Annotated in this window: 12 protein-coding genes; 9 read left to right on the top strand and 3 right to left on the bottom strand. The window is 49.2% G+C overall.

All coding sequences use genetic code 11. The features are described 5' to 3' along the window. Positions 1–11: 11 nt before the first annotated feature. Complete coding sequence (locus ACN5NT_RS13545) at positions 12–1,169, bottom strand: efflux RND transporter periplasmic adaptor subunit (protein ID WP_419175772.1); 1,158 nt, start codon at positions 1,167–1,169, stop codon at positions 12–14. Between the two features lie 478 nt (positions 1,170–1,647). Between ACN5NT_RS13545 and ACN5NT_RS13540 the strand changes: the two genes are divergently transcribed. From ACN5NT_RS13540 to ACN5NT_RS13520, 5 genes are all read left to right on the top strand, one after another. After that, positions 1,648–2,934: a DUF2325 domain-containing protein gene (locus ACN5NT_RS13540; RefSeq protein ID WP_419175771.1), complete on the top strand. Its 1,287-nt coding sequence runs from the start codon at positions 1,648–1,650 to the stop codon at positions 2,932–2,934. Between the two features lie 36 nt (positions 2,935–2,970). Next, a complete protein-coding gene (locus ACN5NT_RS13535; protein WP_419175770.1) occupies positions 2,971–3,336 on the top strand; it encodes a hypothetical protein in 366 nt (121 codons plus the stop codon). An 88-nt stretch (positions 3,337–3,424) separates the two neighbouring features. Further along, the gene (locus ACN5NT_RS13530) at positions 3,425–3,871 is read left to right on the top strand and encodes a flavodoxin (protein WP_419175769.1); all 447 of its coding nucleotides are present in this window, start codon (positions 3,425–3,427) and stop codon (positions 3,869–3,871) included. 387 nt (positions 3,872–4,258) lie between these two features. Continuing rightward, positions 4,259–6,253 (top strand): MopE-related protein, encoded by a 1,995-nt coding sequence (locus tag ACN5NT_RS13525; protein WP_419175768.1) that lies wholly within the window; start codon positions 4,259–4,261, stop codon positions 6,251–6,253. Positions 6,254–6,694: 441 nt separating this feature from the next. Further along, positions 6,695–8,161, top strand: coding sequence for a B12-binding domain-containing radical SAM protein (locus ACN5NT_RS13520; protein WP_419175767.1), 1,467 nt, complete (start codon positions 6,695–6,697; stop codon positions 8,159–8,161). A 113-nt stretch (positions 8,162–8,274) separates the two neighbouring features. Here ACN5NT_RS13520 and ACN5NT_RS13515 read toward each other — a convergent pair whose 3' ends face one another. Together ACN5NT_RS13515 and ACN5NT_RS13510 are read right to left on the bottom strand one after the other, a co-directional pair. Further along, positions 8,275–9,039 (bottom strand): hypothetical protein, encoded by a 765-nt coding sequence (locus tag ACN5NT_RS13515; RefSeq protein WP_419175766.1) that lies wholly within the window; start codon positions 9,037–9,039, stop codon positions 8,275–8,277. A 93-nt stretch (positions 9,040–9,132) separates the two neighbouring features. Beyond that, positions 9,133–9,705: an acyloxyacyl hydrolase gene (locus ACN5NT_RS13510; RefSeq protein ID WP_419175765.1), complete on the bottom strand. Its 573-nt coding sequence runs from the start codon at positions 9,703–9,705 to the stop codon at positions 9,133–9,135. A gap of 271 nt (positions 9,706–9,976) precedes the next feature. On the opposite strand from ACN5NT_RS13510, the gene ACN5NT_RS13505 reads away from it, so the two are divergent. Genes ACN5NT_RS13505 through ACN5NT_RS13490 form a run of 4 tightly spaced genes read left to right on the top strand, consistent with a single transcriptional unit; the run spans position 9,977 to position 13,806 of the window. Then, positions 9,977–11,479, top strand: coding sequence for a phytoene desaturase family protein (locus ACN5NT_RS13505; RefSeq protein ID WP_419175764.1), 1,503 nt, complete (start codon positions 9,977–9,979; stop codon positions 11,477–11,479). Further along, positions 11,458–12,708, top strand: a complete 1,251-nt coding sequence (locus tag ACN5NT_RS13500) for a beta-ketoacyl-[acyl-carrier-protein] synthase family protein (protein WP_136795700.1) — start codon at positions 11,458–11,460, stop codon at positions 12,706–12,708. The genes ACN5NT_RS13505 and ACN5NT_RS13500 overlap by 22 nt, the downstream gene beginning before the upstream one ends. After that, positions 12,708–12,971: an acyl carrier protein gene (locus ACN5NT_RS13495; protein WP_136795699.1), complete on the top strand. Its 264-nt coding sequence runs from the start codon at positions 12,708–12,710 to the stop codon at positions 12,969–12,971. The genes ACN5NT_RS13500 and ACN5NT_RS13495 overlap by 1 nt, the downstream gene beginning before the upstream one ends. Before the next feature lie 40 nt (positions 12,972–13,011). Then, a complete protein-coding gene (locus ACN5NT_RS13490) occupies positions 13,012–13,806 on the top strand; it encodes a lysophospholipid acyltransferase family protein (RefSeq protein ID WP_419175763.1) in 795 nt (264 codons plus the stop codon). Positions 13,807–13,810: the final 4 nt, after the last annotated feature.

The raw sequence follows: 13,810 nt of genomic DNA, 5'->3' as shown, positions 1-13,810 counted from the left end.
GTTTCTCCTGCTTACTTTTTGGCGATTTGACTGGTGCTCTGATTGGTCATAGCGGAGATGTCCAGCTGCATACCGGGGCGGATTTTGTCTACACCGTTAACAATGACCTGGTCGCCGGCGTTGAGGCCTTCGACAATCTGCCACTCACTGCCTTTCATTTTGCCGGTAACTATCTCTCTCACAGTCGTAACGCCCTGTGCATCAACAACAAATACTGTGGCATTTCCTGCACTGGTAAGGGTTACAGCTCTTTGAGGGATGAAAACTGCCTCGGGAAAGGACTCAATCTCCACAGTGACCTGAACGAACATGTTTGGGAGTAGCAGACCTTGAGGGTTCGCAAATTCGCCTCTCAGGCTCACCTGACTGGTGGTGCGGTCTACATTTACATCGGAGAAAAGGAAACGACCTTCCTGGGTATAGTCAATTTCATCCAGATTAATGGAAACAGGTGCGTCATTATCGGTACGGGTAGACTTCATGCGCAGATAGTCGGAAAGCGGCTGGGTGAAGTCGGCATAGATGGGGTCAAGTTGCTGAATCTTTGCCATAGCTGTAGCTTCACCCTGTCCGACAAGGGCACCCTCTGTAACCAGTGCACGTCCGATGCGGCCGGAGATAGGTGCCACTACGGTGGCGTAACCAAGGTTGAGCTCGGCGGTCTTAATCTGGGCCAGGGCAGATTTTTTTGCAGCTTGGGCAGCTTTCAGGTTTGCGGTCGCTGCATCAAATTCCTGTGGGCTGATGGCGCCGATTTTGTTCAACGGTTCAGAGCGATTATACTCAGCCTGTGCCTGGAAAAAGCTTGCTTCGGCCTGTGCAAGACTAGCTCTTGCCTGGGCCAGGGCCGCTTCAAAAGGTGCCGGGTCTATCTCGAAAAGGATCTGTCCTTTTTCAACGTCTGCACCTTCTTCAAAGTTACGGCTCAAGACGATGCCGGCAACGCGGGCACGAACATCTGCCACACGTACTGGAGAGATTCTACCGGGAAGTTCAACGGTCGAGGTATAGGGCTGAGTTGTTACAGTGGCGATGTCGATCGCAGGTGGCGGCATTGCCGGCGCACTGGCTTTGGTTTGCTCGCTTTCTTTGCATCCACTGAGCAGCAGGGGAAGTAAGAGCAGCATGACCACTCCGATGGAAGTAGGCTTGAGGTACTGACGTTTCATTAAAAGCTCCATGATAGTAAATTGTATCCTGGGTGAATCCTTAACGTGATTCGGAGATGCTTAAGATTGAGAATCCCAGCTCGTTCTGCTCCTGTCCTTTTCTAGCTTGAAATAATGAGAGAATTTCCCATTTTGTTGATTAAGTCTGGGGACCATACAGCATGGGGGGTTAACAGCGGGTTAATGGAATTTTAGTTTTTCGGATAAACTTTCTGGAATTCTCTCTATATTGTCGAATTACCGTTTTTAAAAAAATATTAGACCAGGAATATTTCTTTTGTAGGTCAGGGAAAGTTAAGGGAGCCTAATAAAATCTTTGACCTTGGATTCTGAATTGAGTAGATTGCCTGATCAGTCGGATCTGATCGAAACATCTTTCGTTCATCATCTGCATGATTGGAAATTGTTTATGGTGGCAGCAGGTTGAGCTGTCATTTTTTTTGGAGCAAGAGTTAGGGTTAGCTAACAAGGTGCGGTGATGAAGGGTGACATTGAGTTGGTGGAAGAGTCTAAAAGTTGCAATGGACGGAGTGTCCGGAAAAAGTTGTGGCAGCTGGAGCAGCGGTATCACTGTTCGCTGATTGGAATCTGTTTAAGCCGCAACGATCTGCGAGCCTTTTCCCAGAGAAAATCGTATGGGATAAGCAGCAAAGCAAATGATTTTGAGATTCACCAACATCTTACCGGGATAGCGTCTCTGCGTTCAACTCAATCCAGGGTGCTTCATAAAATGCTGGACCATAAATACAGCCAGGCGGTCCGGCGCTACAGCAGTTGCAGTGATGATGAGGCAATAAGGGCCCAATGGGAAGAAGATCAGCGGGCAGGCAGGGTTGCCGGAGCATATTGGGCGATTATGACCAGTGGCGTCTGTAGTTCCCGCTTACTTGATCGGGTCTATGGTGACTCTCATATGATCAGTTTCGAGACATTTTCCTCCCAGCTCCAACGTAACAGAAAGGTGCAGGACCTGCGTTCAAAATTGCTCAAAATGAAAGAACAGGCAGCTTTGAAGCAGCGAGTTTTTGCAGATGAGAGCAAGCTCAGAGAAGAGACCGCCGTTCAATTGCAGCTTGAGCGGAGTGAAATGGAAGCGTTGAAGCGGGAAATGAGCGATCTGGCTGCTGTGAACAGTCTCCTGCAGAAAGAGATCAGTCAAAATGTTCCGCAAGCATTAACAAAACTGCGCAATGAGTTGGAGCGCCTGAAATCACAAAATGATGATCTGAAAGCTGAAAACGCTCAGATCTTAGGTGAATGTAAGGGCCTTGAACAGCAGGCTGACAAAAGCGAGAAAGAGGCAGGTGACCAGCTGAAGAATCTCAAGGAACTCACGCTTGAGAATCACAGCCTGAAAGCGGAACTCGCTACCATTGAAGCAATGCTGAGAAGTGATGGTACGGCAGTATCTCCATGTGACGATTGTGGTGACTTTTCTGCAGGCCAATGTATAGGGCCGGATCTGTGCGGGAAAACGATACTCTATGTTGGTGGTCGCCACAATATGATCTGCCACTATCGGGAAATGGTGGAAAACAGGGGTGGTAATTTCCTCCATCATGACGGTGGTCGGGAAAATTCACGTCAGCTTCTGCCGAAGATGCTCAATGGCGCGGACGCTGTTTTATGCCCGGTCGATTGTATAAGTCACGATGCCTGTAGCCGGGTAAAGAAAGAGTGTAAAAAATACCAAAAAAAATTCGTCATTATGAGGAGTTCGGGGCTCTCTTCACTCGCAAGAGGGTTGGGGATGATTCAAGTATGACTTTTAAGATTTATAAATACGAACAGGACTAATAGCATGATCACTAATAGAAATGTCAGGTTAGAAGAACGTAATGGAAATCTCCATGTCAGGCCGCACGGTCAATTTTGTGTAAAAACTGCTGAGATAATGGCCGCTATGATGAGCAACTCATATCGTGGAAAAGGCAATATTTTCATTCATACCAAGTTGATAACACAGGTCTCGCCTGACTCCAGGGAGATGTTCAATGAAATGGTTGGCACATTGGGATTGCCGAGAAAAAGTATTTACCTGATGGGAGAGACGGGAAAGGATATCTGCCATGATGAAGGACGAGTAATAGTACCTAAAGCGAGAAAAACAGGGCATCGCTGCGGTGGGAATTGTGCCAATTGCAGCTGCAAAAACAGGTTGCAATGACTTTGTGCTGAAGCCGGCATTGCCTGCGGGCAAACGTGTCGGTATCAGCAATTAGATTTCCATAATATTACCCTTTAGGAGTAGAAAAATGGCACGCGCTTTAGTGGTTTATGGTTCAACGACCGGAAATACAGAGATGGTGGCGGGTAAAATAAGTGAAGTTCTCGGCGAGAAAGGTGTCGAGGTAACTGTTAAAAATGTTGTCGACACCAAGGTGGCTGAACTTGGCAATGGCTACGATCTTACTGTACTCGGGGCTTCGACCTGGGGAATGGAAGAGATCGAGTTTCAGGAGGATTTTGAGCCGTTTTTTGAAGAGATGAAGTCGGCAGAGCTGTCGACTAAGAAGGTGGCACTCTTTGGCTGTGGCGACTCCAGCTATGAGTATTTCTGCGGTGCGGTGGATGCACTCGAGTCACTCATGGAAAAACTTGAGGCAAAGGTGGTGAATGAGCCTCTTCGCATTGACGGAGATCCGGAAGATGTTCACTCAGAGATAGAAGAGTGGGCCGAGGAGGTAGCCTCAGCGGTTTAATACCATTTTCAATTCATGTTCCCCCAATGCCCCCGGTAGCAGTGCCGGGGGCATTCTCTTTTTACCAGACTCTGGTTTGCTGCTTATCCCTTCTGTTTCTGCCTGGCTTCTTTCTTTTGTTGATAATCATTACTTGAACTTTTTTTCTTCTTTCACATAGCGGCAATTTCAGTACCACACCCGTCTGTAAAGGATTTGCGCGCAATAGCTAAGATATCAGCCGAAGTCCCTACAATTGTACCTGTTATTTTATATTGCATCTGGGAAGGAAGACGGCTAGTGTGCGGATAAGAATTATGTAATTTAGTAAAATTAGGTAATTCGGAAATTGGAGGGATTTCTGAGTGCCTTTCTACATTACAACCGATACGAAGGAGGAGTGGAAGCATGCGAAAGTTCATTTTGTGTTCTGCGCTAGTGCTCGTGATCACAGCCTTGTCAGGAGCAGCAGTAATGGCGGCAAAACCGGTGGATAACGATGGTGACGGGGTTACTGAAAGGAGTGATTGCAATGACAATAATGCTCTGATTTATCCTGGTGCTGCGGAAATTTGCACCGATGGGTTAGACAATAATTGCGATGGTCTCATCGACAGCGCTGATCCCACTTGTACAGCCGGGGTCTGTTCTGATGCTGATGGAGACGGCTATGGTTTTCCTGCTGATCCGAGCTGTAGCTATACCCAGGAAGATTGTAACGATACCCTTGCAAGCATCAATCCGGGCGCGAGCGAAGTTTGTGATAATGGGGTGGATGACAACTGTGATGGCCTGACCGACACGGCTGATCCTGCGTGTGGCACAAACCCGCATGCTTCTAACACCTGGCAGAATTACCCGCTGGACTGTCTGAGTTGTCATGATCAGCAGTTCAACGAAATGGCAGATTCAACCCATTACTGGTGGGTTGGAGATACCACGGAGATGGCTAATCAGAATGGCACCTTGCAGGGCAAGCTGACCAATTCTGTGAATAGCTACTGTATCAATATCCTCGGAGACTGGCCGGTCTGCGGTAAATGCCACGTAGGGCGCGGAAAGAGACCGGATGACCCCCAGGCGGATAAGACCAACATCGACTGTCTGGCGTGCCACAATGAGGATTATGCCATGGCAAGAACTCGTCTTGCCGACGGCTCCATGGCCCCGAGTCTGGCTGGAGTGGAGAATCCGACTGCTGAAGAGCTTCAGGTTCTTGATGGTTACACCCAAAATATTAATGCGCCCACCAGGAAGAACTGCCTGAAGTGTCATGCCTTTGCAGGCGGTGGCAATGCGGTCAAGCGCGGCGATCTTTCCATGTCCGGCACCGATCTGCATGGAGCTACCCTGTTGGAAGGTACCGACAATAACAGCGATCCAAACTTTGATGTTCATATGAATGTCATGGCTTCAGACCTGAAATGTCAGTCGTGTCATGTATTCCAGAACCATAAAACTATTGGTCGCGGTTCGGACCTGCGTCCGACAGATGACCTGGCCCGTGGCAGCGAGGTGAAGTGCGTTACCTGCCATGCCGGCTTTGATGTAGATGGCGGACATGCCGCGGCAGGTGCCAACCGTACCGATGCAGATCGGCACGTGAGCAAAGTTGCCTGCCAGTCCTGTCATATTGATCATTATGCGAAAGTGGCCACTGAACTCAACAGAGACTGGCGTTACAGCCATGACGGTACCCCGGCGGATGGCACCAATGGTCCCGGACATCCGGAGCTGACTATCGGGGAAGACTTGTCGCCGGTATATAAATTCTGGAATCGGTTGAGTGACAACTATCTGCTTGGGGATGTAGCGGTAATTGACCCGGAGACCGGGGCATACCCGACCTCTCGCCCAATTGGCGATATCAATGACGGCAAACTCTACCCTTTTAAGTATAAAACCGGAGTTCAGCCAATGGTCAGCAGCGACAGCAAACTGGTCGCTTTGGATACTTATGAATATCTGGCAGGCAGTGGTGATGTTGATCAGGCGGTGCAGTCCGGTCTGGTGAACATGGGATACCCGTCGACTGAGCCGGTCGAGTGGGTAACCACCGATACCTACCAGCTGCTCAATCACGGTATCGCTCCTGCGGCCAATGTAGATTGTGCCAAGTGCCATGGTGATCTCGATCTGGCCACTTTCAGTGAACTTGATAATCTCGGTTATGCGCTGAAAGGACCAAAGGCTCAGATCTGTTCACAGTGTCACCGCGAGAAAAATCTCAAGTCGGATCATCCAGGAATGCACAACCATGTCGACAAAGGAGTAGGGATGGATTGTCTGTTCTGCCACAGTTTCAGCAGACAGGAAGAACGTGGCGGTATCAGCCCCTGTGATTCGAACGCCACCGATTTTGTGGATACCAATCCTTTCGCACATCCGGAATGTAGTCAGTAATATTCTGGTATCGATAACGAAGTTGAACAGTTGAATAGGGGCTGCAGTGTAAACTGCGGCCCTTATTTTTTATCTGCTTACCACTAAAGCTCAGCTTCAAGCAGTGAGGCGTGAGGGGCAAGGTGATAAGAGTAACAACTTAAAGCTGAAAAGCCCTTATCTCTAAGCAGATTACATAATGATTTCAGTGAGTGATCACTTGAGAGTCGGTCACACCTCACACATCTCGTCTATTTACTCACATTTTCAAGCTGATGATTAGAGGTAAGTAGATATTTTCAAGCGATATTCTTCGGAGGATTCTGATATTTATCCTATGCTCCTCATCGACAAATCGGATTTACGGGGGTACACTCTCAATCTTTTGAAATGTACACCGCATTGTCGGTCTGGTACCAGTTAGGTCGTTTTCAATATAGAGTAGCTTTCACAGGTGTAAGCATGCAGACAACAAAAAATAAAGTCATTCTTCTTGTTCATCCCCTTGGTTACAGCAGCAGCAAGGCCGCAGGAGATGTGTCACGGCTTGCCAATATAATGCCGCCTCTGGGCCTGGCCTCGATTTCAGCCTACCTGACAGAACAAGGCTTTGATAATGATATTATCGACTGTTATGCCCATCCCCAATCCGAGCAGTTGATACAGGATTATCTTCGAGTCCATAAACCAGCTTTTATCGGTTTTTCATGCACCACTGCAAATTTTCTGGATGGAGAACGTCTGGCAAGAATGGCGAAAGAGGTGTTGCCGGAAGTAAAAGTCGTTTTTGGAGGCGTTCACGTTTCAGCACTCAAAGAGCGGGTGCTGCTTGACTATCCAGTGATAGATTATCTGGTTGTTGGTGAGGGTGAAGAAACTCTGAGTGAATTGTTACAGTCACCGGCAACTCCAAAGCTCATAGAAGGTCTCGTTTATAAAGATGTACAAGGGGAGGTGTGCTGGTCAGGGCGCCGTAAGCAGTTGCTGGATCTGGATAAGCTGCCGTTTCCGGCATACCATAAACTTGCCGGTTATCCCGACGCCTACAGTCTGCCTATATTCAATTACCCCAAAGTGCCGAATGGCAGCTGCCTGTCCAGTCGAGGTTGCCCATATGCCTGCAGTTATTGTGACCGTTCGGTTTTTAAACGGACATTCAGGTATAATTCTGCCGATTACCTCTATCGACATATGAAGTACTTGAAAGAGACCTACAGTTTGAAACATCTGAATTTCTACGATGACCAATTTACCTTTAACCGGAAAAGGGTTGCCGAGTTCTGTGAGTTGATTATCGCCCAGCCGCTCGGTATCACTTTCAACTGTGCGGCGAGAGCAGAGCATCTTGATCCGGAGTTGCTGCAACTCATGAAAAAGGCGGGATGCTGGATGATCAGCCTCGGTATTGAAACCGGTGACCCGGATTTACTTGCCATGCATCGGCAGAATCCTGACCTGGAGATGTTGAAAGAGAAAGTGCACATGATCCAGTCGGCCGGTATCAGGGTGAAGGGGTTGTTAATGATGGGGTTACCCGGTGAGACAGAAAAGAGCATCGAAAAAAGTAAAGAATATGTGCATTCCCTCAATCTCGATGATTTCAACCTGGCAAAATTCACACCATTTCCAGGCTCGCCCATCTACGATGGGATAAAAGGGGAAGGCGGGGAAATGTTGGGTACCTTCGATGAAGATTGGCGGGAGATGGACTGTATGCAGTTCCGGTTCGTGCCGAAAGGGATGACTGCCGAGAGGCTGGATGAGCTGTTTATTGATTTTTACCGGTCACATTTTCAGCGTGCCCGGGTCATTTGGGGGTATGTAACCATGTTATGGAAGTCACCGGACAGCTGGCTGCGATTTCTTGGCAATCTGATGTCTTTTCTGCGTTTTGCCAGAACGAACAAACGTATTGCGGAAACTAAATAGCATTTCAGGCAACTCTGCCGTGATGGCTGATTACAGGAACCCCGGTAAATAGACAGATCACCAGCCATGCACGCAATTACGATTTTCCTTTTTCCTGCATGGCTGGCTGATGTTTAGGGCCTCAGGTTGGCAAGAGACTTCTGCGCGTGATTGGTCAGTGAGGAGTTGTGAGAGTTGTCGATAACACCCTGAAGCACCTTGGCGTATTTGGCATCACCGGAAGTGGACAGCGCTTTACAGAGCCAGGCCAAAGTGTCGGAGTGTATCCGGCTACTGCCGATAGTGGATTGCATGGAACTGATGGCCTGTGCAACTTCCTGGTAGACCGGGGAGCTGAGCAGCTGCACGCGATAGATGATTTTTGCAGCATCGCGCATGATCTTGTGATCGCCTGAACGAAGCATTGAGACCAGGCGGTTTTCTTCGTCGGTAAGCTTTTTGTTCCAGGAATAATCCGATCCCATTACTTCTTTGCGCTTGGCATAATTCCCAATCTGAGCAACGCTCTTTTTGGCATAGCCCTGAAGTTTTCTGTTCGGGCTGTTCCGGGCGACTTCGGTGAGCAGATCTGTGTAGCGGATATCGCCTGAAGCCGCGAGTGCTTTGCACATCCATGCCATTTCATCGATGTGTTTACTGCCACCATTCTGGGTATAACCGGCTTCAAGAATCCGGGCGATCTTCTGATAAAGTGCTTCATTGTCAAATCCCGAGCGGGCTATGATTTTTGCAGCCTTGATGCGTTGATTGGTAGCAGGGCAATCAAGTGATGCCATCTGCTGAGCTATTTCAGAACTCCTGTCAGTTTGGGCATGAAGAGGAGCAAGAAAGAGAAAGGTTATGCAAAGAGCAGAAAATATGGATGTGATCGTTTTCATTTTGTCCTGATACATTTAAGATTACCGATGAATGAAGTACGTCGTTCGTTGGAGTTTTGAAGTAGAAAACTGCCACCCAGATTATGTGGATAGTTAAAATAGATAACCGAATTGGAAAAGTAAGCCATTTATCCCTGCATTGTCACTGTGCAGTCCGCCATTTGAAATGTGAGTGGCGTGCAGCGCTCCAAAGAATGTTCGCCCGTCATCGCCTGAGATCTCGACGCCAATACCGGCCTGGGGATTGAAATTTATCCTGAGCCCCTGGTCTTCAACCTGAAAATCACTATAGATGATTCCGGCACCGCCTTCAATATATGGTCGCAGCTTATTGGTCTGAAATTTTTCTAAATAATAGACTGCGTAAAAGTTCAGAGAAGCCATGAGGCGAAGGCCGGAAAAATCTGCTGCCCCGATGTTCGTTTCGAGCTTGAATTTGAGTTGGTCCGGTGCCTGATGGGGAAAAATCTGTTTGTAATCATAGAGAGCAAGGCCGCTGAGCTGCACGAACTCAAATGTCGGGGCAGGGTGGTAACTTGCACCGGCTGTCATTGCTATTCCTACTCGTTCAGGGGAGGCAAGGTCAAATGCTTTTACCTGTTTAACACCAGGGCCGGATAGTATTGACGCGAGAGTTGCCAAAAAAATAATTATAATTTTGCGCATAATTAAGGGCCTGAAATCTTTTGTGGATGTGGCGAATTACCTGCCTTGGTCGGGAACTCGTAAGAGCGCCATATCAAATACTTGTTCTTCGATAATGCATATCCCGTTGAAATGGTCTATATAACGCGTTGAGAATGAATTGGTCATTTACCTGTGATTGTTGTTAACAATAACAGGAAGATATTGTAGCATGTGATAGCAAGCACTGGAAGATATTAATGTTTTCTGTGGGTTGAGGGGGCGGTTTTGTGTTTTGTTGTAGGGTGAGAAGGTGAAATGTGATGTTGTTGTTGTCGGAAGCGGCATAGCGGGATTGACAGCCGCCACCTTGTTGGCCAAGAATGGCAAAGATGTTCTGGTTCTTGAGCGACAGAGGCAGTTCGGTGGTGCAATTCGCCAGTTCCGGCGAAAAAAAATAGGTTTTGATGTCGGTTTTCACTACACAGGTTGCCTGGGTGAGGGAGAAATCCTTGATTTGCTCTGGCGCTATTGTGAGGTGCTTCCCGCCCTGCAAGTCGTGCCTGCTTCAAAAGATGGTCATGACAGTTATGAGTTTTTCGACAGTAAACAACCTGTACGTGGCTACTTCTCCTACCAGCGACTGGCTGAAGAACTACAGTCTCACTTCCCTGCAGAAAAAGATGCAATAACAACCTATCTCAGCTCTGTACAAGAAAAGTGTTCGGGGATTCCTTTTTATAATCCGGAGCTTCCCCTCACGCCTTTTTTGCGGGGATACAAATCACGCCCGGAATCTCTCGCCGAATTTCTCAATTCAATTACCAACGACCAGCGGTTGAAAACCGTTTTGACTGCTCCTGCCTTTCTTTATGGCGTACCGGTTGGCCAGGCTTCGTTGGAAGTTCACTCCTTAGTGGCGCATGGCTATTATTCCGGTGCGTATACCATCGGCGGCGGAGGCCAGACAATTGTCGATGGCTTTGCGGCGGCTTTGAAGAGGCAGGGGGTGGAAATGTTCTCCGGCAGGGAGGTCGTCTCTATTCACCTGGAACAGGGAAAAGTTGCCGGTGTCAACCTTGCCGATGGAGAAAGAATACAGTGTAACCAGTTGATATTTACAGGGCATCCTTCAGCGGTTATCGATATGGTGCCGGAAAATGTTTTCAGACCGGCATACAGGAAGCGCTTAAAAGCCTTAACCAACAGCCTGTCGATGTTTGCGGTATTTTGCAAAACGGAAAAAGCGATCGATTACACAACCGGTGCCCTCAACTATTACCTGTTGCCCGAAAATGGTGATCCGCTGCCACAGTTTTCCGCAACACCTACCGGTGAAAGAGCGATGATGATGGCCGGCGCGGGCTCCCGGTCCGGTAGCGCAGATATGTCAGAGGCAGATCCCCATGGCGCCATTTTGCTCCGTCTGGGTTATTGGCAGGATGTCGAGCAATTTGCTGCAAGTTCGCAAGGAGAGAGACCACGGGCTTACCAGGAAATGAAGACAAGGGTTGCGGATGAAATGGTTCGTGCCGCCGAGAAACGCTGGGGGCATGTCTGCGGGAAGGTGGAACAGCTTGCCACCGGGTCGCCGCTGACATTCAGGGATGAATTGGCAGCCCCTGAGGGTTGCGCCTATGGCGCGATGCATTGCCTGAATCAGTTTACACCGGATGTGCGTACCCGTGTGCCTGGTCTTTATCTGAGTGGTCAATCAACATTGATGACTGGAGTGGTGGGAGCATCGATTTCCGGGCTTGTGGGTGCCGGGGAGATACTGGGGCTGGAAGATCTATGGGGGAAGGTGACAAGGTGAGTCTGAACAGAGTAGTTATCACAGGCAGAGGGGCTGTTTCGCCCTTTGGGCTTGGGGTAGATAAACTGATTGAAAATATATGGGCTGGTAACTCCGCAGTGCGGGCTATGCCGGAATGGGATTCGATTACCGGCATGAACAGTCGGATTGCGGCTCCTGTCCCGGAATTTGACTGTAAAAAGCTGCTGCCCCGGGCAGTGCGCAGATCCATGGGACAGATGGCAATTTATGCAGCGCTTGCCACCAAAGAGGCGATTGGAGATGCGGGGCTGACAGAAGATGTCGTTCAGGGCGGGGAAACCGGTGTTGCCATTGGCTCCACCACCGGCAGCCCGTCCATGTATGAGGCATTTTACAGTAAATATTTGCCGGATCGAGTGTTCAGCGAGATTAAGTCCGGAGAGTTTTTCACCATGATGGGGCACAGTTGTGCAGCCAATGTCTGCCTGGCATTGGGAATCACGGGTGAGCAGTGGGCTCCCGTCAGCGCCTGCACCTCTTCATCCCAGGCTATCGGCCTTGGCTATATGCTCATTCAGGCTGGTCGTCAGGAGGTGATGCTTTGTGGTGGTGCAGAGGAGGCACACTCATCGGTAACGGGTGTCTTTGATTTATTGCGTGCTGCATCCCTGAACAACGACAATCCGGAGGGTGCCTGCCGGCCTTTTGACCAGGCCCGTGACGGCGTCGTGTGTGGTGGTGGCGCAGGCATTCTCGTGTTGGAGAGTTATACCTCGGCGAAGGCCCGCGGAGCAAAAATCTATGGCGAGATCGTGGGCTTCGGTAATGTCAATGACAGCCGGCATATCGCGAACCCGGACAAGAACTCGATGATGCGGGCCATGTCCAGGGCTATGGAGGAGGGTGGGCTCACTGCAAAAGACATTGATTATGTCAATGCGCATGCCACGGGCACAGAGCTTGGTGATATCGCGGAGGCTACTGCCATTGCGGCGGTGGTTGATGGAGAAACACCGGTCAGCTCCTTCAAGGGACATCTTGGACATACCCTGGGCGCCGCTGGCGCGCTCGAATTGATTGGGGTTTTGGCAATGCTTGAACGGCAGGATGTCATTCCCACCAGAAATCTCCAGGAGGTTGATCCCCGTTGCCTGGGTGCCAACCTGCAAATGGAGAAACGGAAGGCAAAGATTACTGCAATATTGAAGAATAATTTCGCTCTGGGAGGGGTTAACACTTCCCTGGCGATCAGAAAAATGGACGTGTAATGAAGGATGAAAATATTCGCCGGCGTATGATTGAGGTCTTGGCGGAAGAGTTTGAGTTGGATGCTGCCGAGATGATACCTGAGGCGACGCTTTATGAAGATCTTGGTCTGGATAGCCTGGACGCCGTTGATATGGTGGTGGTGCTGGAGAAAGAGTTTGGCATGAAGCTTACAGATGAAGAAGCGCTCAGGTCGATACGCACCATTGACGACCTCTACCAGTTCCTCCTGCAGTTAAAAGTGGAACAGGCTGAAGCTGCATAGTGGTTACGCCATTTGTAGCGGAAATGAATTGGGCGTGATCATGAAGAAACTGTTATGGAATGTCTATTTCTGGTTGGTGTTTCTGGTGCTCACCTCAGTTGGAATCCTGCTGTTGCCATCTATTCTGGTAACGCAGATACTCCTTTTTTCCAGATCATTGCCTTCAGCGCTCAGGCGGGCGATTCGCTGGTATGGATGGGTGCTGGTGTGCCTGGTTCCTTTTATGTCTCCGGTCCGGGTGCGTTATAGCACACGTGAATTGCCGGAATCCGCTATTTTTGTAGCAAACCACAATTCTGCCATAGACCCGTACCTGTTTGGTGCAATTCCCGTTGAGAACAGCTTTGTCACCTCCTGGCCTTTTCGTATCCCGGTGTATGGCTTTTTTATGCGGCTTGCGGGTTATGCAAATGCCGAAGAGGGGTGGGATGCTGTGCGCAGCAGGTGCAAGGCCTTGCTCGATGAAGGAAGTTACGTGACGATCTGGCCGGAAGGACACCGCTCAAGAAACAATCAGCTGGGACGTTTTAAAAACGGGGCATTTTCCCTGGCGATTGAGACAGGACGACCGCTGGTGCCGGTTTGTATTCTGGGAGCTGGCAAAATTCTTTCACCAGGCGAGCGGCTCATGGCCTGTGGAGAGGTTACGCTGATTGTGCTGGATCCGGTTTATCCGGGAGACGATATTGGCGATGATGCCCTGGCGGTCAGACAGCTGCGCAGTGAAGTACACAAGATAATAGAGCAGACTTTGAGAGAAAACGGTCAATTTGCAGATGTAGATCTCCCTGGTTGTCCCCTTTCTGGTCCTGTTGAAACTTCCAATACTATGTAACGTC

The sequence above is a fragment of the Desulfosediminicola sp. genome, assembly GCF_048381775.1.
In the GTDB taxonomy this organism is placed as follows: Bacteria; Desulfobacterota; Desulfobulbia; order Desulfobulbales; family Desulfocapsaceae; genus Desulfopila; species Desulfopila ganghwensis.
Note: the sequence above shows the minus strand (reverse complement) of the source record. Positions and strands in the feature narration are given on the sequence as shown.